Annotated in this window: 21 protein-coding genes; 13 read left to right on the top strand and 8 right to left on the bottom strand. The window is 60.5% G+C overall.

All coding sequences use genetic code 11. From position 1 onward, the window contains the following. The first annotated feature begins 172 nt into the window (after positions 1 to 172). The 11 genes from pilM (at position 173) to hemE (ending at position 15,068) form a co-directional block, all read left to right on the top strand. Complete coding sequence (gene pilM / locus AB3G35_RS01345) at positions 173 to 1,099, top strand: type IV pilus assembly protein PilM (RefSeq protein WP_369782249.1); 927 nt, start codon at positions 173 to 175, stop codon at positions 1,097 to 1,099. Continuing rightward, on the top strand, positions 1,099 to 1,665 hold the full coding sequence (locus AB3G35_RS01340) for a PilN domain-containing protein (protein WP_016783186.1): 567 nt from the start codon (positions 1,099 to 1,101) through the stop codon (positions 1,663 to 1,665). The genes pilM and AB3G35_RS01340 overlap by 1 nt, the downstream gene beginning before the upstream one ends. Next, positions 1,665 to 2,285 (top strand): type 4a pilus biogenesis protein PilO, encoded by a 621-nt coding sequence (locus AB3G35_RS01335; RefSeq protein WP_369782248.1) that lies wholly within the window; start codon positions 1,665 to 1,667, stop codon positions 2,283 to 2,285. The genes AB3G35_RS01340 and AB3G35_RS01335 overlap by 1 nt, the downstream gene beginning before the upstream one ends. Further along, positions 2,282 to 2,809 carry a pilus assembly protein PilP gene (locus AB3G35_RS01330; protein WP_169845085.1) on the top strand — a complete coding sequence of 176 codons (528 nt, stop codon included), beginning with the start codon at positions 2,282 to 2,284 and terminating at the stop codon, positions 2,807 to 2,809. The genes AB3G35_RS01335 and AB3G35_RS01330 overlap by 4 nt, the downstream gene beginning before the upstream one ends. 11 nt (positions 2,810 to 2,820) lie before the next feature. Next, positions 2,821 to 4,152 (top strand): type IV pilus secretin PilQ, encoded by a 1,332-nt coding sequence (locus AB3G35_RS01325; protein WP_095039669.1) that lies wholly within the window; start codon positions 2,821 to 2,823, stop codon positions 4,150 to 4,152. Positions 4,153 to 4,156: 4 nt separating this feature from the next. Beyond that, a complete protein-coding gene (gene aroK, locus AB3G35_RS01320) occupies positions 4,157 to 4,675 on the top strand; it encodes a shikimate kinase AroK (RefSeq protein WP_029611693.1) in 519 nt (172 codons plus the stop codon). 156 nt (positions 4,676 to 4,831) lie between these two features. After that, positions 4,832 to 5,932: a 3-dehydroquinate synthase gene (aroB, locus tag AB3G35_RS01315; RefSeq protein WP_016783191.1), complete on the top strand. Its 1,101-nt coding sequence runs from the start codon at positions 4,832 to 4,834 to the stop codon at positions 5,930 to 5,932. A gap of 10 nt (positions 5,933 to 5,942) precedes the next feature. Further along, the gene (locus tag AB3G35_RS01310; protein WP_016783192.1) at positions 5,943 to 7,514 is read left to right on the top strand and encodes an AAA family ATPase; all 1,572 of its coding nucleotides are present in this window, start codon (positions 5,943 to 5,945) and stop codon (positions 7,512 to 7,514) included. Between the two features lie 332 nt (positions 7,515 to 7,846). Further along, positions 7,847 to 12,295: a glutamate synthase large subunit gene (gltB, locus tag AB3G35_RS01305; RefSeq protein ID WP_134050860.1), complete on the top strand. Its 4,449-nt coding sequence runs from the start codon at positions 7,847 to 7,849 to the stop codon at positions 12,293 to 12,295. Between the two features lie 33 nt (positions 12,296 to 12,328). Continuing rightward, positions 12,329 to 13,747: an FAD-dependent oxidoreductase gene (locus AB3G35_RS01300; RefSeq protein ID WP_016783194.1), complete on the top strand. Its 1,419-nt coding sequence runs from the start codon at positions 12,329 to 12,331 to the stop codon at positions 13,745 to 13,747. A 253-nt stretch (positions 13,748 to 14,000) separates the two neighbouring features. After that, complete coding sequence (hemE, locus tag AB3G35_RS01295; protein ID WP_016783195.1) at positions 14,001 to 15,068, top strand: uroporphyrinogen decarboxylase; 1,068 nt, start codon at positions 14,001 to 14,003, stop codon at positions 15,066 to 15,068. 66 nt (positions 15,069 to 15,134) lie between these two features. Here hemE and AB3G35_RS01290 read toward each other — a convergent pair whose 3' ends face one another. Next, a complete protein-coding gene (locus AB3G35_RS01290) occupies positions 15,135 to 16,313 on the bottom strand; it encodes an MFS transporter (protein WP_369782714.1) in 1,179 nt (392 codons plus the stop codon). Between the two features lie 221 nt (positions 16,314 to 16,534). Here AB3G35_RS01290 and AB3G35_RS01285 point away from each other — a divergent pair, with 221 nt between their 5' ends. Both AB3G35_RS01285 and AB3G35_RS01280 read left to right on the top strand, forming a co-directional pair. Beyond that, a complete protein-coding gene (locus AB3G35_RS01285; protein ID WP_106115491.1) occupies positions 16,535 to 17,431 on the top strand; it encodes a LysR family transcriptional regulator in 897 nt (298 codons plus the stop codon). 111 nt (positions 17,432 to 17,542) lie between these two features. Then, on the top strand, positions 17,543 to 17,926 hold the full coding sequence (locus AB3G35_RS01280; RefSeq protein ID WP_086799203.1) for a type II toxin-antitoxin system PemK/MazF family toxin: 384 nt from the start codon (positions 17,543 to 17,545) through the stop codon (positions 17,924 to 17,926). Positions 17,927 to 18,152: 226 nt separating this feature from the next. On the opposite strand, the gene AB3G35_RS01275 is transcribed toward AB3G35_RS01280, so the two are convergent. The 7 genes from AB3G35_RS01275 to AB3G35_RS01245 are packed head-to-tail and all read right to left on the bottom strand — an operon-like array spanning position 18,153 to position 23,141. Continuing rightward, a complete protein-coding gene (locus tag AB3G35_RS01275) occupies positions 18,153 to 18,599 on the bottom strand; it encodes an excinuclease (RefSeq protein ID WP_134050863.1) in 447 nt (148 codons plus the stop codon). A gap of 34 nt (positions 18,600 to 18,633) precedes the next feature. Further along, complete coding sequence (locus AB3G35_RS01270) at positions 18,634 to 19,074, bottom strand: hypothetical protein (RefSeq protein WP_106115489.1); 441 nt, start codon at positions 19,072 to 19,074, stop codon at positions 18,634 to 18,636. A 19-nt stretch (positions 19,075 to 19,093) separates the two neighbouring features. Then, the gene (locus AB3G35_RS01265) at positions 19,094 to 20,320 is read right to left on the bottom strand and encodes a beta-ketoacyl-ACP synthase (RefSeq protein ID WP_106115488.1); all 1,227 of its coding nucleotides are present in this window, start codon (positions 20,318 to 20,320) and stop codon (positions 19,094 to 19,096) included. Continuing rightward, a complete protein-coding gene (fabG, locus tag AB3G35_RS01260; protein ID WP_369782247.1) occupies positions 20,320 to 21,048 on the bottom strand; it encodes a 3-oxoacyl-ACP reductase FabG in 729 nt (242 codons plus the stop codon). The genes AB3G35_RS01265 and fabG overlap by 1 nt, the downstream gene beginning before the upstream one ends. After that, positions 21,041 to 21,508, bottom strand: a complete 468-nt coding sequence (locus AB3G35_RS01255) for a 3-hydroxylacyl-ACP dehydratase (protein WP_369782246.1) — start codon at positions 21,506 to 21,508, stop codon at positions 21,041 to 21,043. The genes fabG and AB3G35_RS01255 overlap by 8 nt, the downstream gene beginning before the upstream one ends. Beyond that, on the bottom strand, positions 21,505 to 22,692 hold the full coding sequence (locus AB3G35_RS01250; protein ID WP_369782245.1) for a beta-ketoacyl-[acyl-carrier-protein] synthase family protein: 1,188 nt from the start codon (positions 22,690 to 22,692) through the stop codon (positions 21,505 to 21,507). Before AB3G35_RS01250 ends, AB3G35_RS01255 begins: the two co-directional genes overlap by 4 nt. After that, complete coding sequence (locus tag AB3G35_RS01245) at positions 22,689 to 23,141, bottom strand: DUF3261 domain-containing protein (RefSeq protein WP_086799696.1); 453 nt, start codon at positions 23,139 to 23,141, stop codon at positions 22,689 to 22,691. The genes AB3G35_RS01250 and AB3G35_RS01245 overlap by 4 nt, the downstream gene beginning before the upstream one ends. Positions 23,142 to 23,156 lie beyond the last annotated feature (15 nt).

Genomic DNA, 23,156 nt, shown 5'->3' with positions numbered 1-23,156 from the left:
TTTGCACGTCAGGGTAGTGCGCAGTTGCGCCGGGTCGACGATACGGAAAAAACGCCCGGCATTATAAGCATTTTTCGCTCATGAACGTCATGAGCCGCATGTCAGAACAGGTTTTGCACGGATCTCATTTTTTACCCTCCGTAAGTGACGGATTGCATTAGGGAAAACAAAGGTGCCCGGATTATTTGCTCAAACACGCCAGCGCTGCATCGGCATAGATATCAGCCAGCACGCGATCAAAATCGTCGAACTGAGCCGTTCACAGGGCCGGTTCAAGCTCCAGGGCTATGCAATGGAGCCCTTGCCAGCCGGGCTTATGGATGATCAGACCGGCGCCGAAGCCAAAAGTGTCGTGCCAGTGCTTGTCAGGGCGCTGGAGCAGGCTGCAGTGATGGCCCGTGATGCCATTATCGCGGTGCCAGACGGGCAGGTTATCTGCAAAACCCTGGAGGTGGAGGCAGGCTTGAGCGAGGTCGAGCTTGAGCTGCATGTGCGCCTTGAGGCAGAGCAGCATATCCCTTGTGCGCTGGATGACATGGCGCTGGATTTCGAGGTGCTGGAGCACTTGTCGAGCCAGCCCGGGCGGGTCAACGTGCTGATGGCGGCATGCCGTCAGGAGGCGCTGGAGTGGCAGCGTTCGGTCTTGACCGGCGCCGGACTGATCCCGCGCGTGGTCGCTGTGGAGAGCCATGCCCTGGGGCGGGGCGTTGGCGCCATGACCGCAGGCTTGGCCCGGGACGTAGCCGTGGCGGTGGTCGACGGTGCAGCCTGTGCGGGCGTATTGAGCATTGTGCAGCAGGGCCGGGTCATCTACTCCCGGGAGCTGGCAGGGGCGCATGCCTCCAAGGCCACGCTGGTTGAGCATCTGAAGCACGAGCTTGAGCTGTTTGGGCCAGTGGGCCTGATCGTATTGGCCGGCGAGGCGGCCGTGGTTCCTGGGCTGGCGCAACGGGTCGAGTCCCGCCTGGGTACGCCAACCCGCATTGCCAACCCGTTTGTACAAATGGACCAAGCCCCCGCGCTCACCCCTGAAGCCTTGCTTTGCGATGCACCACTGTTGTTGACTGCCTGCGGCCTGGCCTTGAGGGGGTTCGATTAATGGCGAGAATCAATTTGTTGCCCTGGCGCGCGTTGTTGCGTGAACAGCGGCGCAGGCGTTTTTTGGCGGTGCTGGCGGTTTTGTCTGTATTGGCCGTGGCGGGGCTGTTTGCTGCCGATCACTTTATTGACACCTTGGTAGAACGCCAGCTGGAGCGCAATGATCTGATCCGCAGTGCCACGTTCCAGCTCGATGGCCGTGCGCAGCAGATCGACCAGTTGAAGGTGCGCCGTGAGCAATTGCTTGAGCGCATGCAAACAATAGGCACGCTGCAGGCCAGCCGCTCGAGCAGCGGGATCATTCTGGAACAGTTGGCGCGCAGCTTGCCGGAGGGGGTGTATTTCACCGATGTAAAAATGACCGAGGGCACCATTGTCATCACGGGGGTTGCCCAGACCAACAACCTTGTCGCCCAGTTGATGCGCAATCTCGATGCTTCGCACTGGCTGGAAACACCGCAACTCAATGACGTCAAGGCAGACCCTGCCCAGGCGGGGGGGCAGGAACGACTGTTCCAGATGACCGTGCGTGAAGCCCGGCATGCCCCTGCCGGGGGCGCGCTGTGATGCCTGCGCACTGGCTCGACAGCCTGCGCAGTGTCGACCTGCGGGAACTGGACTTCGCCAACGCGGGAACCTGGTCGCCAACGCGCAAGGCAAGCGTGGCCTTGGCGTGGCTGGGCCTGCTGCTGATATCAGGCTATGCACTGCTGCTTCAAGTGTCTGTGGCACGCTTGCACCAGCTGCACGAGGCGCAAGCCACGCTGAAGGCGACGTTTGAGTCCAGGGCCACACAGGTGACCGGCCTGGAGGCCTATCAGTTGCAAGTACACAGGCTGCAATCCGGATTCGACGGGTTGCACGCTCAGTTGCCCGCTCAGGCACAAGTGCCCGAATTGCTGGATGAGGTTTCGCGGTTGGGCCAGGGCAATGGCCTGCTGCTCGAGCACATTCAATGGCTCCCCGAAGTCCTGCAAACGTTCTATGCCGAGCTGCCACTGCACATGACCCTTGTGGGCGGCTATCACGAGCTTGGGCTTTTCGTCAGTGCCTTGGCCAGCCTGCCGCGCATTGTCACCGTGCATGACCTCAGCCTTGCGCCGAGCAACGGTACAGGCGACGGTCAGTTGCGCATGACGCTGCTGGCAAGGGCCTACCGCAGCCATGACCAGGGGCTGGCCCCGTGAATGCGGGTTGGCGGGTGTTTGGCGCCGGATTGCTGGCAGGCCTGGCGGGGTGCGACAGCTCCCAGAGTGCCGCCGAGCTGCACCGCTATTTGCAGGACACACCGGGGCATGCAAGCACAACCATTGAGCCGCTCCCCGTGATCACGGCTGCGCCTGCGGTTACCTACGATGCAATGGCTTTGCGCAATCCGTTCCAGGCCATCGCGGGGCAAGGGGGCGGCAGTTGGCAGGTCAGCCTGGCTGGCGATGAGCTTGATGCGGACCGGCCCCGGCAGTTTCTGGAAGGCTTTGATCTGGAACAGTTCGAAATGGTTGGCGCGCTGTCCAGTGAGTCGCAGGCCAGCGCCTTGCTGCGGGTCAATGGGGTTATTCACCGCGTGAAAGTGGGCGATTACCTGGGGCGCAACAATGGCCAGGTTGCCTGGATCCAGGCGCAGCAGATTGAAGTATTTGAATTGATTCCCGATGGTCGGGGCGGTTGGCTGGAAAGGTCCCTGACGATCCCTTTAAAACAACAGTCTTAACGGATAAACACATGAAAAGGATTTCACCGGTCTGCGTACTGGCGCTATGGAGTGCGCTGAATTCGCAGGCAACACTGGCGGCCGGACAGGCCGCGCCCTCATCCATCGCGAGTGCGCAGTATGTGGGCGAACCCATGTCCCTGAACGTGCAGAACCTTGAAGTACGCACGGTGCTGCAATCGCTGGCGGATTTTAACGGGTTCAACCTGATGGTCAGCGATACCGTCAAAGGCAGTATCACCCTCAGTTTGCAGGACGTGCCTTGGGATCAGGCGCTGGCTCTGGTGCTTGGCAGCAAGGGCCTGGGAAAGCGCCTTGAGGGTAATGTGCTGTGGGTCGCGCCCCTGGACGAGATCGCCGCCCGCGAGCGGCCAGAGCCTGCGCCTTTGCGTCGGGAGCTGGTGCAGGTCAATTACGCCAGGGCCGCAGATATCGTCATGCTGTTCCAGTCAGTGACCGGCGGTCAGGCCGGTCTCGAGGGGCAGGGCACGATCACGGTAGATGAGCGCACCAATAACATCATTGCCTTTGAATCCAGTGAACGGCTGGATGAGCTGCGGCGCATCGTGGCCCAACTGGACGTGCCGGTGCGCCAGGTGATGATTGAGGCCTGGATTGTCGAGGCGGGAGTGGACTTCGAAAAAAGCCTGGGTGTTCGCTGGGGTGGGGCATCAAGCAACAGCGGCCTGTGGAGTGCCAGCGGCATCACCCAGCCATTGCAGTCAGGGGCTGCGCCCGGCAACGCCAGCGCGCCTTTTGTCGACCTGGGGGTTTCGCGCAACTCATCGGGGTTGGGCATCGCCTTTGTGACCAACAATGTGCTGCTGGACCTGGAGCTGACGGCCATGGAAAAAACCGGTAATGGCGAAATCATCTCGCAGCCCAAGGTGGTTACCGCAGACAAGGAAACCGCAAAAATCCTCAAAGGCACGCAAATTCCCTATCAACAGGCCAGCAAAACCGGTGCTACATCGGTCTCGTTCAAGGAGGCCTCGCTGTCGCTGGAAGTCACGCCGCAAATCACCCCGGACAACAGTGTCATCATGGCCGTCGTAGTGACCAAGGATGAGCCTGATTACATGAGCCGGTTGCAGGATGTGCCGCCCATCAAGAAGAACGAGGTCAGGGCCAAGGTGTTGGTCAAGGATGGCGAAACCATCGTGATTGGGGGGGTGTTCTCAAAAACTCAAAGCAAAGTGGTAGATAAAGTGCCATTTTTGGGCGATCTGCCGTATGTTGGCCGACTTTTCCATAGAGACGTTGTCCTGGAAAAAAAATCCGAACTGCTGGTGTTCCTGACTCCGCGTATCATGAACAACCAGGCGATTGCTGTGAGTCATTGATTCTGTGCGAAATTTGATTCTTGTTGGGCCAATGGGGGCTGGAAAAAGCACCATCGGACGTTTGCTGGCCAAAGAGCTGCACCTGCCGTTCAAAGATTCCGATAAGGAAATTGAAGTGCGCACGGGTGCCAATATCCCGTGGATCTTCGATAAAGAAGGCGAGCCGGGCTTTCGCGATCGTGAAACAGCCATGATTGTCGAGCTATGCCATGAAAACGGCATTGTTCTGGCCACCGGTGGTGGCGCGGTCATGCGCCCGGAAAATCGGCAGGCGCTGCGCAATGGCGGGCGTGTGGTGTATTTGCACGCCTCCATCGAACAGCAGGTGGCGCGTACCTCCCGTGATCGCAACCGGCCATTGCTGCGCAATGCCAACCCGGAAAAAATCCTGCGCGACCTGTTGGCCGTGCGCGACCCGCTTTATCGGGAAATCGCCGACCTGGTGGTTGAAACCGATGAACGGCCACCGCGCATGGTGGTGCTCGACATTCTTGAGCGTCTGGCCCAGCTGCCTCCCCGCTAGCACCTGGCGAGGCGCGGGGCGGCGAAGCGCTCGCAAGACCATTAAAGTGCGATACGAAATGCGCTATTCTCGGCGCCGAGCATGCCTTTTCACGGCGTGCCATCACTTGATAATTGCGAAGCAGGGCGCTGGCGCCGTGCTTCAACGCGGGGATTCATGCAGACAGTGAAGGTTGATCTAGGCGAGCGTAGCTACCCGATTCATATTGGCGAAGGTTTGTTGGATCAGCCGCAGTTGCTGGCTCCGCACATCGCCGGTCGCCAGGTGGCAATTGTGACTAACACCACGGTCGCGCCACTCTATCTTGAACGCTTGACCCGTAGCCTTGCGCAGTTCTCGGTATTGCCGATCATCCTGCCCGATGGCGAGTCGTTCAAAAACTGGGAAACCCTGCAGCTGATTTTCGATGGCCTGCTCACTGCCCGTCATGACCGACGCACTACCGTGATTGCCTTGGGCGGCGGCGTTGTCGGCGATATGGCCGGTTTTGCAGCGGCTTGTTACCAGCGTGGTGTCGACTTTATCCAGGTGCCGACCACTTTGCTGTCCCAGGTCGATTCGTCGGTGGGCGGCAAAACCGGCATCAACCATCCGCTGGGCAAGAACATGATCGGTGCGTTCTACCAGCCCAACCTGGTGCTGATCGACACCCAGACCCTCAACACCCTGCCGGCCCGCGAACTGTCCGCAGGGCTGGCCGAAGTCATCAAGTACGGCCTGATTTGCGACGAGCCGTTCCTGACCTGGCTTGAAGACAACATGGATGCCTTGCGCTCCCTGGACCAGACTGCCCTGACGGCAGCGATCCAGCGTTCGTGTGCGGCCAAGGCCGAAGTGGTCGGCGCCGATGAGCGCGAGTCGGGCGTGCGTGCCACGCTCAACCTGGGGCACACCTTTGGCCATGCCATCGAGACCCATATGGGCTATGGCGTGTGGCTGCATGGCGAGGCCGTCGCTGCAGGCACCGTGATGGCGCTGGAAATGTCCGCTCGTCTGGGCTGGATCAGCCATGCGGAGCGTGATCGCGGTATTCGCATTTTTCAGCGCGCCGGCTTGCCAGTAGTGCCGCCCAGCGAAATGACCCCGGCCGACTTCATGCAACACATGGCAGTAGATAAAAAAGTGATCGACGGTCGTATGCGCCTGGTGCTGTTGCGCCGCATGGGCGAAGCCACAGTGACTGACGATTATCCACAAGAGGTTCTACAAGCCACGCTGGGTGCGGATTACCGCGCGCTGGCTCAGCTTAAAGGTTAATAAGATCCCGATGACTAGTTTGCATGCCGACGAGGCGTTCCTCGGTCACTTCCAGCTCAACCACGACCCCTTTGCCCCACGGGTTCCGGGCTTCAAGTTTTTTCCGGCGCAGCGCAAGCCGGTGCTGGGGCAGTTGCATCACCTTGCCCGCTACAGCCAGCTGCTGCTGGTGGTCACCGGGCCTGAGGGCAGCGGTAAAACCTTGCTGCGCCAGGCATTGGTGGCGAGCACCAACAAGCAGTCGGTGCAAAGTGTCGTGGTTTCGGCGCGCGGGGCCGGCAATGCTGCCGGCATCCTGCAGCAAGTGGCGCAAACCCTGAACGTTGCCCGTGCAGACGTAGGCTCCATCCTGGCGCAAGTGGTGCAACTGGCACTGACCGGGCAGGAAGTCTACCTGCTGGTCGATGATGCCGAGCAGCTCGATGAGTCTGCGCTGCAAGCCCTGCTGGCGCTGGCTGCGGGCACGCCGGAAGGCCGTCCGCATGTGTTCCTGTTCGGTGAGCCGTCGATGATTGCCGGTCTTGAGGAACTGAGCGCTGATGAAGAGCGCTTCCATGTCATCGACCTGCAGCCCTATGACCTCGAAGAAACCCGCGAGTACCTGGCCCAGCGTCTTGAAGGTGCCGGGCGCGGGATCGAACTCTTTAGCGCGCAGCAGATCTCAGATATACACGAGAGCTCCGAAGGCTGGCCCGGGATTATCAACCAGGTCGCCCGCGATGCAATGATCGAAGCCATGATTGCCAGCCGCTCAGCGGTCAAGCGTCCAAGTATGGGGTTCAAGATGCCGAAGAAACACGTATTGGCCATTGGTGCAGTAGTGGTAGTGGCCGTCGCTGCTGCCGTTCTGATTCCGGGTCGCAGCAAGGCGCCAACGGCGCCGGGTACTGAACAGACACAATTGGGTCAGGCCGCGCCGAACAGCGGTGCCCAGCCTTCGGTTGATTTCGCCGGCTCTTCGCAGCCGATGCCGTTGCCGCTGGTTGGGCAATCGCAGCCGGTCATGCGTGGCCCGCTGGCTGAAGCCGCCGGTGGTATCGCTGAGGGCGACGATGGCGGCGTGCCTGCGGTCGACGGCGGTGTCGCTTCGCCACCGACCGTCACCACTACTGCGCCACCGGTCGGCGTACCTGCCGGCCCGGCGCCTGTAGCCACGCCGCGCCCGACACCGGCGCCGACCGTAGCCACGGCCAAACCAGCCCCAGCACCGGTTGCCAAGCCTGCTCCGGCCCCGGCAGCCAAGCCTGTGGCCAAGCCGGCCGAGAAACCGGTCACCCTGGCCAAGGCCGCACCGGGCGGTAGCTGGTACAGCAGCCAGCCTGCCAACAACTATGTCGTGCAGATCGTCGGCACCAGCTCTGAAGCGTCTGCGCAAAATGTCGCCAAAGAACTGGGCGGCGACGCTCGTTACTTCAAGAAAACCTTGAATGGCAAGCCACTGTACGTCGTCACCTATGGCAACTTCCCAAGCCATGCTGCGGCCACTGCAGCAATCAAGAACTTGCCAGCGAAGACGCAGGCTGGTAAACCTTGGCCTCGCACTGTCGCCAGCGTTCAAAAAGAGCTGGCTACAGCTCGCTGATGATCCGGCGACCTTACCCAGGTCGCCGTTCTAGCACATCAAATCCCTGCTTGTGCATACCTGCTTTCCAAGACGTGTGCCTTGTGGTGTCTGCGCCGCGCTGCAGTCGACATCAAAAATGTTTTGACTAGCACGAGCAATCGCTTTAAACCTTTCATAAATGCGACACGAACTTACGGTTAATCGCCGCTAAATTTGTGGGTCTTTGTGACGGTGTGTAGAATGACCACCCTTTTGCCCCTGCCAAGCTGGCGTACGTTCAGCGCGGGAAGCAAGTGGTTGAATTAAAAGAAATTTGCCCCTTTTTGGGGCAGCCTGGTGAGAAAGTGTCTATGAAAGCAGGTCTGTACCACCCCGATGAATTCAAGGATAACTGTGGTTTCGGCCTGATTGCCCATATGCAGGGCGAGCCCAGTCATACTCTTCTGCAAACCGCCATTGAAGCCCTGACCTGCATGACCCACCGCGGTGGGATCAACGCAGACGGCAAGACCGGTGACGGTTGTGGCCTGCTGATTCAAAAGCCTGACCTGTTCCTGCGTGCAACCGCCAAGGAACAGTTCGGTACCGATTTGCCCAAGCAATACGCGGTCGGCATGGTGTTTTTCAACCAGGACCCGATCAAGGCCGAAGCGGCCCGCAGCAACATGAATCGCGAAATCCTCGCCGCCGGCCTACAACTGGTGGGCTGGCGCAAGGTGCCGATCGATACCAGCGTGCTGGGTCGCCTGGCGCTGGAGCGTTTGCCGCAGATCGAGCAAGTGTTTATCGCCGGTGACGGCCTGAGCGATCAGGACATGGCGATCAAGTTGTTCAGCGCCCGCCGCCGCTCGTCGGTGAGCAACGCCGCTGACAGCGATCACTACATCTGCAGCTTTTCCCACAAGACCATCATTTATAAAGGCCTGATGATGCCGGCGGACCTCACCGCCTTCTATCCGGACCTGAGTGATGAGCGCCTGCAAACCGCGATCTGCGTGTTCCACCAGCGCTTCTCGACCAATACCCTGCCGAAATGGCCGCTGGCCCAGCCATTCCGCTTTCTCGCCCACAACGGCGAGATCAATACCATTACCGGCAACCGCAACTGGGCCCAGGCCCGTCGCACCAAGTTTGCCAACGATCTGATCGGCGACCTCGACGAACTCGGCCCGCTGGTCAACCGCGTAGGCTCCGACTCCTCCAGCATGGACAACATGCTCGAGCTGATGGTTACCGGCGGCATCGACCTGTTCCGTGGCGTGCGCATGCTGATTCCACCGGCATGGCAGAACGTTGAAACCATGGACCCCGACCTGCGGGCGTTCTATGAGTACAACTCCATGCACATGGAGCCGTGGGACGGTCCGGCGGGCGTGGTCATGACCGATGGTCGCTACGCGGTCTGCCTGCTCGACCGCAACGGTCTGCGCCCTGCGCGCTGGGTGACCACCACCAACGGCTATATCACTATTGCCTCGGAAATCGGCGTATGGGACTACAAGCCTGAAGACGTGATCGCCAAAGGCCGTGTCGGCCCGGGTCAGATCCTGGCCGTGGACACCGAAACCGGCCAGGTGCTGGACACCGACTCCATCGACAACCGCCTCAAGTCGCGCCACCCGTACAAACAGTGGCTGCGCAAGAATGCCCTGCGTATTCAGGCGACGATGGAAGACAACGACCACGGCTCCGCGTTTTACGACGTCGATCAGCTCAAGCAATACATGAAGATGTACCAGGTCACGTTCGAAGAGCGCGACCAGGTGCTGCGCCCGCTGGGCGAGCAAGGCTACGAAGCCGTAGGTTCGATGGGTGATGACACGCCAATGGCCGTGCTGTCGCAACGTGTTCGCACGCCATACGACTACTTCCGCCAGCAGTTCGCGCAGGTCACCAACCCGCCGATCGACCCGCTGCGTGAAGCTATCGTCATGTCCCTGGAAATCTGCCTCGGTGCCGAGCGCAACATCTTCCAGGAATCCCCTGAGCACGCTTCCCGTGTGATCCTCAGTTCGCCGGTGATTTCGCCTGCCAAGTGGCGTTCGCTGATGAACCTCGACCTGCCGGGCTTTGAGCGTCAGATCATCGACCTCAACTACGACGAGAGCGTCGGCCTGGAAGCGGCCGTGCGCAATATCGCCGATCAGGCCGAAGAAGCCGCACGCGCCGGTCGCACCCAGATCGTGCTGAGCGACCGTCATATCGCGCCGGGCAAGTTGCCGGTTCACGCCTCTTTGGCTGTGGGCGCCGTGCATCATCGCCTGACCGAAAAAGGCCTGCGTTGCGACAGCAACATCCTGGTCGAAACCGCGACTGCCCGTGACCCGCATCACTTTGCGGTGTTGATCGGCTTCGGTGCCTCGGCGGTCTATCCGTTCCTGGCTTACGAAGTGCTGGGTGACTTGATCCGTACCGGTGAAGTGCTGGGCGACCTCTATGAGGTGTTCAAGAACTACCGCAAAGGCATCACCAAGGGTCTGCTCAAGATCCTGTCGAAAATGGGTATCTCGACCATTGCCTCGTACCGTGGTGCGCAGCTGTTCGAAGCCATCGGCCTGTCCGAAGAAATTTGTGAACTGAGCTTCCGTGGCGTGCCAAGCCGCATCAAGGGCGCGCGTTTCGTCGACCTTGAAGCCGAGCAAAAGCTGCTGGCGGCCGAAGCCTGGAGTGCGCGCAAGCCGATCCAGCAAGGCGGCCTGCTCAAGTATGTACACGGTGGCGAGTACCACGCCTACAACCCGGATGTAGTGGCCACCCTGCAAGCTGCCGTGCAACAGGGCGACTACAGCAAGTTCAAGGAATACACAGCACTGGTGGACAAGCGCCCGGTGTCGATGATCCGCGACCTGTTCAAGGTCAAGACCCTCGATACCCCGCTGTCGATCGACGATATCGAACCGCTGGACTCGATCCTCAAGCGTTTCGACTCGGCCGGTATTTCCCTTGGCGCCTTGTCGCCCGAGGCTCACGAAGCCCTGGCCGAAGCCATGAACCGCTTGGGCGCACGCTCCAACTCCGGTGAAGGCGGCGAAGACCCGGCGCGTTACGGCACTATCCGCAGCTCGAAGATCAAGCAAGTGGCCACTGGCCGTTTTGGTGTGACACCGGAATACCTGGTCAACGCCGAAGTGCTGCAAATCAAGGTTGCGCAAGGCGCCAAGCCGGGCGAGGGCGGGCAACTGCCGGGCGGCAAGGTCAACGGCCTGATCGCCAAACTGCGCTACGCCGTGCCGGGTGTGACCCTGATTTCGCCACCGCCGCACCACGACATCTATTCCATCGAAGACTTGTCGCAGCTGATCTTTGACCTGAAACAAGTCAACCCGAAAGCGTTGGTATCGGTGAAGCTGGTAGCAGAAGCGGGCGTAGGCACCATCGCCGCAGGCGTGGCCAAGGCCTATGCCGACCTGATCACCATCTCCGGCTATGACGGCGGCACCGGCGCATCGCCGCTGACCTCCATCAAGTACGCAGGTGCACCGTGGGAGCTGGGCCTGGCTGAAACCCATCAGACCCTGCGCGGCAATGACCTGCGCGGCAAAGTGCGGGTGCAAACCGACGGTGGCCTGAAAACCGGCCTCGACGTGATCAAGGCGGCGATCCTGGGCGCTGAAAGCTTCGGCTTCGGCACCGCGCCAATGATCGCACTGGGCTGCAAATACCTGCGTATTTGCCACCTCAACAACTGCGCCACCGGCGTTGCGACGCAAAACGAATCGCTGCGTAAAAACCATTACATCGGCACTGTCGACATGGTGGTCAACTTCTTCACCTATGTGGCCGAAGAAACCCGTGAATGGCTGGCCAAGCTGGGCGTGCGCACCCTGGAAGAGCTGATCGGGCGTACCGACCTGCTGGAAATCCTCCAGGGCGAAACCGCCAAGCAGCACAACCTGGACCTCACGCCACTGTTGGGCAGCGACCATATCCCGGCCGACAAGCCGCAATTCTGCCAGGTCGACCGCAACCCGCCGTTCGACAAGGGCCTGCTGGCCGAGCAGATGCTCGACATGGCGCGCCCGGCGATCAACGACATGAGCGGTGCCGAGTTCGACCTCGATATCTGCAACTGCGACCGTTCGATCGGTGCTCGTATATCGGGTGAGATCGCCCGTACCCACGGCAACCAGGGCATGGCCAAGGCACCGATCACCTTCCGCTTCAAAGGCACTGCCGGTCAGAGCTTTGGTGTGTGGAACGCCGGTGGTTTGCACATGTACCTGCAAGGCGATGCCAACGATTACGTAGGCAAAGGCATGACCGGCGGCAAGCTGGTCATTGTCCCGCCTGCAGGCAGCGTCTACAAAACCCAGGACAGCGCGATTGTCGGCAACACCTGCCTGTATGGCGCCACCGGCGGCAAGCTGTTCGCAGCGGGCACGGCGGGCGAGCGTTTCGCCGTGCGTAACTCCGGTGCCCACACCGTGGTGGAAGGCACAGGCGATCACTGCTGCGAATATATGACCGGCGGTTTTGTCTGCGTGCTGGGTAAAACCGGTTACAACTTCGGCTCGGGCATGACCGGCGGTTTCGCCTACGTGCTGGATCAGGACAACACCTTCGTCGACAAGGTTAACCACGAGCTGGTGGAAATCCAGCGGATCAGTGGCGAAGCGATGGAGGCTTACCGTAATCACCTGCAACACGTGCTGGACGAATACGTTGAGGAAACCAACAGCGAGTGGGGTCGCAACCTCTCGGAAAACCTCGATGATTACCTGCGTCGTTTCTGGATGGTCAAGCCCAAGGCTGCCAGCTTGAAATCGTTGCTTTCCAGCATCCGTGCCAACCCGCAGTGATATGCGCCTGAAAAGTTTGATGAGGTTTTAACCATGGCTGAACGTCTGAGTAACGACTTCCAGTTCATCGATGTCGGGCGCAAAGATCCGAAGAAGAAACTGTTACGTCAACGCAAAAAAGAGTTCGTGGAAATCTACGAACCCTTCAAACCCCAGCAGTCGGCCGAGCAGGCCCACCGCTGCCTGGGTTGCGGCAACCCGTACTGTGAATGGAAATGCCCTGTGCATAACTTCATTCCCAACTGGCTCAAGCTGGTGGCCGAGGGCAACATCCTCGCGGCCGCCGAGCTGTCGCACCAGACCAACACCCTGCCTGAGGTATGCGGGCGGGTGTGCCCGCAGGACCGCCTGTGCGAGGGTGCCTGCACCCTCAACGACGGTTTTGGCGCAGTGACCATCGGTTCGGTGGAGAAGTACATCACCGACACGGCGTTCGCGATGGGCTGGCGCCCGGACATGTCCAAGGTCGTGCCCACCGGCAAGCGTGTGGCCATTATCGGTGCCGGGCCTGCGGGCCTGGGTTGTGCCGATGTGCTGGTGCGTGGCGGTGTGACCCCGGTGGTGTTCGACAAGAACCCGGAAATCGGCGGTCTGCTGACCTTCGGCATCCCGGAGTTCAAGCTGGAAAAAACCGTACTGAGCCACCGTCGCGAAGTGTTTACCGGCATGGGTATCGAGTTTCGTCTCAATACCGAAATCGGCAAGGACATCAGCATGGAACAGCTGCTGGCCGAATACGACGCCGTGTTCATGGGCATGGGCACCTACACCTACATGAAAGGTGGTTTTGCCGGTGAAGACCTGCCGGGCGTGCATGACGCCCTGGATTTCCTGATCGCCAACGTCAACCGCAACCTGGGCTTTGAGAAGTCGCCGGAAGATTTCGTCGACATGAAAGGCAAAAAGATTGTGGTGCTTGGCGGTGGTGACACGGCGATGGACTGCAACCGTACCTCGATTCGCCAGGGCGCCAAGTCGGTGACCTGTGCCTATCGTCGTGACGAGGCCAACATGCCGGGTTCGCGCAAAGAGGTGAAGAACGCCAAGGAAGAAGGCGTGAAATTCCTCTACAACCGTCAGCCGATTGCCATTGTCGGTGAAGGCAAGGTTGAAGGCGTGAAGGTGGTCGAAACCCGTCTTGGCGAGCCGGATGCCCGTGGCCGTCGTAGCCCCGAGCCGATTCCGGGTTCAGAAGAGATCATCCCGGCAGACGCCGTGATTATCGCGTTTGGTTTCCGTCCAAGCCCGGCGTCGTGGTTCGAGCAGTTTGAGATCCAGACTGACAGCCAGGGCCGTGTGATTGCCCCCGAGCAATCGCAGTACAAGCACCAGACCAGCCATCCGAAGATTTTTGCCGGTGGTGACATGGTGCGCGGTTCTGACCTGGTGGTGACCGCGATCTTCGAAGGCCGCACCGCGGCGGAAGGGATCATGGATTACCTGGGTGTCTGATCACTTTCCCGAATGGGAATGAGATCAAAATGTGGGAGCGGGCTTGCTCGCGATAGCGACAGACCATTCAGTGCAGATGCTGAATGTGAAGCCCTTATCGCGAGCAAGCCCGCTCCCACAGTTGTTTCGCGGTGTTGCCAAATAAGCCGTTAAACCGCTGCAAATCGACCCGATAGATAAAAGGCACGGCACTTGCCGTGCCTTTTGCGTCCGTCTCTGAGAAAATGCCCCCACTTTTTTTCCGGATGCTGACATGACTGTTCTCAAGAATGACCGTTTCCTTCGCGCTTTGCTCAAGCAACCTGTAGACGTAACGCCTGTCTGGATGATGCGTCAGGCCGGTCGCTACCTGCCGGAATACCGCGCCAGCCGTGCCAAGGCCGGCGATTTCATGAGCCTGTGCAAGAACGCCGAATTCGCATGTGAAGTCACCATGCAGCCTCTGGACCGCTTCCCGCAGCTGGATGCGGCGATCCTGTTTTCCGATATCCTGACCATCCCCGATGCGATGGGCCAGGGCCTGTATTTCGAGACCGGTGAAGGCCCGCGCTTTAAAAAGGTTGTCAGCACCCTGGCCGACATCGAAGCGTTGCCGATTCCCGATCCGCAAAAAGACCTCGGCTACGTGATGAATGCTGTCAGCACCATCCGCAAGGAGCTAAATGGCCGTGTGCCATTGATCGGCTTCTCCGGCAGCCCGTGGACGCTGGCCACTTATATGGTTGAAGGCGGCTCGTCCAAGGACTTCCGCAAAACCAAGGCCATGCTCTACGACACCCCGCAGGCCATGCACCTGCTGCTAGACAAGCTGGCGCAGTCGGTGACCTCCTACCTCAATGGCCAGATCCTGGCGGGCGCACAAGCTGTGCAGATCTTCGACACCTGGGGTGGCAACCTGTCGGCTGCGGCGTATCAGGAGTTTTCCCTGGCCTATATGCGCAAAATCGTTAGCGGCCTGATCCGCGAACACGAAGGCCGCAAGGTACCGGTCATCCTGTTCACCAAAAATGGTGGCCTGTGGCTGGAAAGCATCGCCGATGCTGGCGCAGACGCGCTGGGCCTGGACTGGACCTGCGACCTGGGCGAAGCCCGCAAGCGTGTGGGCAACAAGGTTGCGCTGCAAGGCAACATGGACCCGACGGTGCTGTACGCCAACCCGGAGGCGATCCGCACTGAGGTCAAGCGCATCCTGGCCAGCTACGGCAACGGTTCGGGCCATGTGTTCAACCTGGGTCACGGCATTACCCCGGAAGTGAAACCGGAGCACGCCGGCGCCTTTATCAGCGCGGTTCATGAGTTCTCGGGGCAGTATCACCAGTAAGCTTTCCGCATTAAAAAAGCCCGGTTCTCTCACAAGAACCGGGCTTTTTTGTGCCTGTTACAGGGCTCAGGCGTTTTTCGCATTCCCCGGCAGCACCGGCAAGCGGGCCAGGTGCAACGCCACCAACAGGGCAATCACCAGCATGCCGGTGATAAAACCGCCGATGCCGTTCCAGCCCGCCAGATGCCAGAACACGCCACCCAGGGTGCCGGCCACGCTCGACCCGGCGTAGTAACTGAACAGGTACAGCGATGACGCCTGCCCCTTGGCCCTGGTGGCCCGGCGGCCGATCCAGCTACTGGCCACCGAGTGGGCGCCGAAGAAGCCGAACGTAAACATCAGCATGCCGATAATCACAAACGCGATGGGCGTGAGCAGGGTCAGCGCGATACCGGCCAACATCAGCACAATGACGGCCCACAACACGCGACGACGGCCCAGCTTGTCGGCCAGCGCGCCAATCTGCGCCGAGCTGTAGATACCCGACAGATAAACAATCGACAGCAAGCCCACCACGGCCTGATTCATGTTGTACGGGTCAGCCAGCAGGCGATAACCGATGTAGTTGAAGAGGGTGACAAAGCTGCCCATCAGCAGGAAGGCTTCCAGGAACAACCACGGCAACCCGGCATCGCGAAAGTGCATGGTGAACCCGTCGAGCAGGCTGCGCGGGTTCATGGCGCGCGGGCGGAAGTTGCGCGATTCGGGCAGGATTTTCACAAACACCACTGCGGCCACCAGCGCCAGCACGCCAATTACCAGCATGGCGGTGTGCCAACTGACAAAGTCGATCAATACACCGCTGATCAAGCGCCCGCTCATGCCGCCAATGGCGTTGCCGCCGATATACAGGCCCATCGCCAGGCCAATGTGCTGCGGATGGATTTCTTCACTCAAATAGGTCATGGCTACCGCAGCCAGACCGCTCAGGGACAAGCCCACCAGCGCGCGGGTTACCAGCACCCCTTCCCAGGTTGGCATCATGGCGCTGAGCACGGTAAACAGCGCCGCGGAAAACAACGCAAACACCATCACCGGCTTGCGGCCGAAGGCGTCAGAAATGGGCCCGGTAATCAGTAGACCAATGGCCAGCATTGCCGTGGCCACGGATAAAATCAGACTGCTTTGCGCGGCATTGATCCCGTACTCATGGCTCAACACCGGCATCATCGGCTGCACGCAATACAACAGGGCGAAGGTCGCGAACCCACCCGAGAACAGGGCCAGCACCGTGCGCATAAACATCGGCGTGCCTTTCTCGATAAACACATCATTGAGTTGGGAAACAACATCATCCAGCGCGGACGGCGGGATTTCGTGGGCCAGGGGTGCAGCGGCAGTTTTCACGGGGACCTCAAAGTGCGGTAAAGCCGAACGGCAATGGCAAAAGAATATAGGCGGCTAACGATTCTTTCCAATATATTATTCGACCTGTTTAAGAGGTTTTACGACTTAATGGAGGTTGTATGGAACTGCGCCATTTGCGCTACTTCATTGCCGTGGCCGAAGAGCTGCATTTTGGCCGGGCGGCGCAGGTGCTGGGCATATCCCAGCCACCGCTGAGCCAGCAGATCCAGGCACTGGAGCAGGAACTGGGGGCGCGTTTGTTCGATCGCACCAACCGTCGGGTAGCGCTTAGCGAGGCCGGACGATTGTTCCTGGAAGAGGCGCGGCGGGTGCTGGCCCAGGTCGACAAGGCCGCCGACGTGGCCCGGCGTGCGCAGTTGGGCGAGCTGGGCGAACTGAAGATTGGCTTTACCTCGTCGGCGCCTTTCAACTCCAGCATCCCCCAGGCCATTTTTGCCTTTCGCCAGACATTCCCGGCGGTGCATCTGGACCTCAAGGAAATGAGCAGTCGCGAGGTGGCCGAGGGGTTGGTGGACGAGTCCATCGAAGTCGGCATCATGCGCCCGCTGGCGTTGCCTGATTCCTTGAGCGCCGTGGAGCTGTTTCGCGAGCCGCTGGTGGCGGTCATCCGTGCTGACCATCCTCTGGCAGAAGGCAGCGAAGATGGCTTGCAACTGGCGGCATTGGCCGATGAACCCTTTGTGTTTTTCCCGCGCAGTTATGGCAGCGGCTTATATGCGCAATTGCTCAGCCTGGCGCGACAGGCGGGGTTCAGTCCGCACTTTTCCCAGGAAGCGGGTGAGGCCATGACCATTATCGGGCTGGTGTCGGCGGGGTTGGGGGTGTCGGTGCTGCCGGCGTCATTCCAGCATATGCGCATCAAGGGTGTGGTCTATCGGCCGCTGCTGGACCCGGACGCCAATACCGCCGTGTGGCTGGTGCAGCGCAAGGGCAACAACTCGCCGATGGCGAATGCGTTTGCGCAGTTGCTGACGCGCAAGACCGTGCACCCTTGATCCTCTCCCTGAGGGGGGGCAAAAAAGCAGGACATTCGCAGTCATACAACAGGCTTGGAATCTTCCAAATAAAGCTGCGCAAAATTGCTTTTTTTGTTCCGGGCCCGACGAATGTCTCTCCTTTATCAACCGAAAGAAGGCAGCGTGCTTATTTGTGATTTCAGGGGCTATGAAGTACCTGAAATGATCAAGGTGCGCCCCGTTGTGGTTGTGCGCAAACACCGAACCAATAAACAGTTGGTGACGGTCATTCCTTTGAGCACGACAGAGCCGCAGTCCTTGCTGGGTCATCATCTTGAACTGCAGAGCCATCTACAGGGAGCACGCCCGCTGTGTTGGGCCAAATGTGACATGTTGGCGACGGTCAGTCTTGCCAGGCTCGATCGAATAAAGACCCGGGACAGGCAAGGCCGGCGTATTTATGTGGTTTCACAACTTGAAACAGAAGAGTTTATCGCCATCAAAGCTGCAGTGCGCTGCGCTTTGGGGCTGTAAGGCACTTGCATGAGGTGACGGACGGGCAAGGGCGGGGTTGCCTTAATTTGGAGTGAGCGTAATACTCACTCCGTTCCCGAAAGGGGCTTGCGAGACTCTGAGGATCCTGGGCAACCAGCCATCGCAGAGCCGGACAGACACAGTGCGATGACAAGCCCGTCTGTTTGTGAACAAGGCGCCGAAAGGCGCCTTTGTCATGTCTGGGGTCAAGCCATTACAGCGGCTTTCAATTCACCTTCGACAAATCACCCTTCAAGGCGACACCTGCGATCACGGCACCGGCGTGGCACTCGTAAGTTTTCGGATCTTTGCGTTCGTTGCGTTTGTAGAAGCTGGTGATGTCAGTCACCGCATTGGCGCCGACTTTTTTTGCCGCTTCATGCAAGGTAATCAACGCCGATTGCAGCGCCCAGGAACAGGCCTGGTAATCGGTCTTGTTAAACGCATTGGTTTTCTTGTTGGTCACGGCACCGGGGCTGAGCACTGTGACTTTACCGCCCGGGGTGTTGCCCGCCAGGTAGAACTTGACGCTGCCATCGATCTTGCCGGAACTGATGGCTTCGTTCACGACCTGTTCAAACGGCAGGTACAACGCGCTGTCGCGGGCCTGACTCACGGCTGGCAGGGCGCAGAGCAGTATCGCGGTGGCAGCAGCCAGGGTTTTGAAGTGCATCGGGGTAGTCTCCTTGACGATTAAAAATGCAGGGTTACAACGGTTTTACCAGCGCTGACTCAGACAATTGCCTGGCCGTGCGCTCGTTCTGATTGTCCTTGAGGTCGCGCACGATGTCGCGATCGAGCAGGCGTACCCAGCGGATATAGTTTTTGTGGATCTTGCCGTCCTTGTAGTCCAGGCCGCTGCTGTTGCGGTACTGAATGCGGTAGTGGTCGGCGCTGTAGGGGATGTCGATTTCGGCGTGGTATTGCTCGCGCACGGTGATCTGCGCCTGCACCCGCTGCGGGGTGATTTCTTGCACAGTCCAGCCGCGCCCGACCAGCGCCTTTACGATGGCTTGTTGCATCTGCGCCCGGTCACTGTGGATCGAGGCATGCAACGTGCGGTCCGGGGTCAGCATGCGTTTGCTGGTGCAGGACACGGTGGTCAGCAGGGCCAGGGCAATCAGGGTGATGCGCAGCAGGTCAGTCATTGCGTGGGTTCCAGAAATCTCAGGACCAACGACGGAAGATCAACGATGTGTTGACCCCGCCAAAGGCAAAGTTGTTGTTCATGACGAAATCGTTATGCATGACGCGAAACCCGCCGCGCAGGTAGTCCAGTTCGCCGCAGCGGGGGTCGACTTCATCGAGGTTGAGCGTAGGGACATAGCGGTCGCGGTTCATCATCTCGATGCTGAACCAGGACTCCAGCGCCCCGCAGGCACCCAGGGTGTGGCCCAGGAAACTCTTCTGCGAGCTGATCGGCATGTGCTTGCCGAACAACTCGCTGGTGGCCAGGGTCTCGGCAATGTCGCCCTGTTCGGTGGCGGTGCCGTGGCCGTTTACATAGCCGATGGCATCTGCGCCAATGCCTGCATCTTCCAGTGCCAGCTCCATCGCCCGGCGCATGGTGCCGACTTCCGGGCGGGTGGTGTGCTGGCCGTCTGCATTGCTGCCAAAACCGACGATCTCCGCATGGATATGGGCGCCCCGAGCCAGGGCGTGCTCCAGCTCTTCAAGCACCAGCATGCCGCCGCCTTCACCTATCACCAGACCGTCACGACCGCTGTCGTAGGGGCGGGGGCTGGTGTGCGGTGCGTCGTTTTTCAGGCTGGTGGCGTATAGCGCGTCGAACACCATCGCTTCGGTGGGGCACAGTTCTTCGGCGCCACCGGCCAGCATCAACGGCAGGCGGCCGAACTTGATTGACTCATAGGCATAGCCGATGCCCTGGCTGCCGCTGGTGCAGGCGCTGGAGGTGGGGATCAGGCGCCCGGTCAGGCCAAAGAAGATGCTGATATTGGCCGCCGTGGTATGGGGCATCATGCGCACATAACTGTTGGCGTTGAGGCCGTCTGCCACGGAGTTGAGCAGCATGTTGCCGAATGCCTTGATCTCGTCGGTGCTGCCGGTGGACGAGCCGCAGGCCACGCCCATGCGGCCATCGCGGATGATCGGGTTGCCGAGCAGGCCGGCGTCCTGCAAGGCCTGTTCTGCAGCGCCGACGGCCAGGCGCGAGACGCGCCCCATGCTGCGCAGTTGTTTGCGGGTCCAGTGGGCGGGCACTGCAAAATCATCGATCGGGCCAGCCAGGCGGGTGTTGAGCTCGGTAAACCGGTCCCACTCGTCCATGCGCCGGATACCGCTGCGTCCGGCCACAAAATTGGCCTCGATGCTGGCCCAGTCACTGCCCAGTGAAGTAATGCCGGCCATGCCGGTGACGACGACGCGCTTCATCAGCACAACCCTCCGTTGACGGCCAGCACCTGGCGGGTGATATAGCCCGCTTCGGCCGACATCAAGAAGTTGACAGCCCCCGCGACTTCTTCCGGGGTGCCCATGCGTTGGGCGGGGATCATTTTCATCAGTTCTTCTACCGGTACGTTTTCGTCGAGCATGGCGGTGTCGATCAGCCCCGGCGCGACGCAGTTGACGGTGATCTTGCGTTTGCCCAGCTCGATGGCCAGGGCTTTGGCCGCGCCGATCAGGCCGGCCTTGGAGGCGCTGTAGTTGACCTGCCCGCGATTGCCGATCAGGCCCGAAACCGAGGTAATACAGACGATGCGCCCGGCCGCGCGGCGGCGGATCATCGGCATCATCAACGGGTGCAGCACGTTGTAAAAACCATCGAGGTTGGTGCGCATGACCACATCCCAGTCGTCTTCGCTCAGCGCCGGGAAGGCTCCGTCACGAGTTAGCCCGGCGTTGAGCACTACGCCGTAATAGGCCCCGTGCGTCTCAACATCGGCTTCGAGAATGGCCTTGCATTGGGCGCGCTCCGATACGTCGAATTGCAACACCCGGGCATTGCGGCCCAAGGCGTGTACTTCGGCCATTACGGCATCGGCTTCGCTGCGGCCGCTACGGCAATGCAGCACCAGATCAAAACCGGCCTGGGCCAGGCGCAAGGCGATGGCGCGGCCAATGCCACGGCTGGAACCTGTGACCAAAATGGACTCAGTCATGGCGGGTCTCCTGGGGTGTCTGGGCAAGGTAGTTTTCGGCCCGGGGCGGGCGGAACACGTTCAGGCGGGCGCTGGCATGGATGCCGGGGCCGGTGAGGTGGCACTCGAACACGCCCATGCCGTTGTCGTCTTCCAGCGAGCGCAGAGCGTGGATATGCAGCTCGGTGCCCGCAGGGAACTGTTCGACGTTGCATTCAAATTTACGCGTGCCGAGCAAAAAACCCAGGGCCACGGGGTTGCCCTGCACGCGGGCGCGGCAACCGGCGTAGGCGGCGACGCTTTGCGCCATCAACTCAACGCCCACCCAGGCGGGCAGGCTGCCGTCTTCACGGTTGAACAAACCGCCGGCGCGCACGGTGAGGCGGGTTTGAATCTGTTCTTCGTCGAACGCCAGTACCTGATCGATGAGGATCATGTCGCCAGCGTGGGGCAGCAGTTCGGCGAGCGGCCAATCGATCATGGGGCCTCTCCGATAATCAGGCTGACGTTATTGCCGCCGAAGGCAAACGAGTTGCTCATCAGGCAGCGTTGTAGGGTCGGGGCCAGGGTCTGGCCGGGGGTTACCCAGTTCAGGGCAGGCAGCGCCGGGTCGCCGTGGCCGTCCCAGACGTGGGGTGCCAAGGCACCGTCGTGGTTCAGGCTCAGCCAGCAGAAGGCGGCTTCCAGCGCGCCAGCCGCACCCAGGGTGTGGCCGGTCATGGGTTTGGTCGATGAACACGGTACCCCTTCGGGGAATACCTGGGCCACGGCGTGGCTTTCCATGGCATCGTTGTGCTGGGTGGCGGTGCCGTGCAGGTTCAGATAGCCGATTTGGTCCGCCTGCAGGCCCGCGCGCTTCAAGGCTTGTTGCATGGCTTGAACGGCGCCGCGCCCGCCAGGTTCAGGGGCGGAAATATGGTGGGCATCACTGCTGGCCCCCGCGCCGAGCAAGGCGATGGCGTGATCGGCGGCAGGTTGCCGGCTCATTACAAAGAGCACCGCTGCTTCGCCGATATTGATGCCGTGGCGGTTTACCGAAAACGGATTGCAGCGCTCATCCGACACGGCTTCCAGTGCCGAAAAGCCGTTGAGCGTCAATTTGCAGAGGGTGTCGACGCCGCCGCACAGCACCGCGTCGCACAGGTTCATGTCCAGCAGCCGCTGCGCGCTCATCAGGGCGCGGGCGCTGGAGGTGCAAGCGGTGGAAATCACATAGGCCGGGCCGCTGATGCCCAGCCAGTCGGCCAGGAAGGTGGCCGGCGCGCTTAGCTCCTGTTGCTGATAGGTGTAGTCAGCGGGGAACTGCTGGTTCTGCAGGTAGTGGGCAATGCCCTGGCTGGCCTCATCAATGCCCGAGGTGCTGGTGCCCAGCACGATGGCGATGCGCTCGCGGCCGAAGGTTGCGATGGCCTGCTCGATAGCGTCGCGGATCTGCAGGGCGGCTTCGAGCAACAACTGGTTGTTGCGGCTGTTTTGCGCCTGGAGTTCGGCCGGGATTGCCGCCAGCTCACCGTTCACCGCACCGATGGTCAGCGCGCGCTCGGGCACCCAGCCGCTGGCGCGCTGCATGCCCGAGCAGTCACCGGCAAACAGCTTGCCTGCCACTTCATCGGCGCCACGGCCAAGGGCGCAGACCACGCCCAGAGCATTGAGGTAAGCCGTCATGGGGCGGTCTCCAGGGGGCTTACGGTGTAATGCAGATCGCCCTTCATGTCGATGCGAAACACCTCGGGTTGCGGGTAGTGCACTTGCCAGCGTTGTTTGATGAAGCGCAGGTCAGGCGCCGTTTTGGCCTGTGGATAATTATCCGCAAGCTGCGTTGCTGGTGTGAGTGCAAACAGCAGCGCGGCAAACAGCTCGCGGGCTTCGGGGTTGGGCGGCAGCAACCCGTCGGCGTGCCAGCTGCCGTCTTGCAGCAGTTGGCGCGCCAGTGGAATGCCCAGCGGGTCCATCAGTGACCAGCGCAGCGCGGTGTCTTGTTGCTGGATGACTAGCAACCAGTCCTGACGCTGATCGGCCTGCTGGCGCTGGATATGCAATTGCATGGGCAAGGCCAGGGTTGGCGTGTGCCGTGGCAGTGGCAGGCTGGTGCAGGCGCTGAGCAGCAAGAGCATCCACAGTGCTGCGCT

Source organism: Pseudomonas sp. WC2401 (assembly GCF_041200115.1).
Taxonomy (GTDB): domain Bacteria; phylum Pseudomonadota; class Gammaproteobacteria; order Pseudomonadales; family Pseudomonadaceae; genus Aquipseudomonas; species Aquipseudomonas fragi.
Note: the sequence above shows the minus strand (reverse complement) of the source record. Positions and strands in the feature narration are given on the sequence as shown.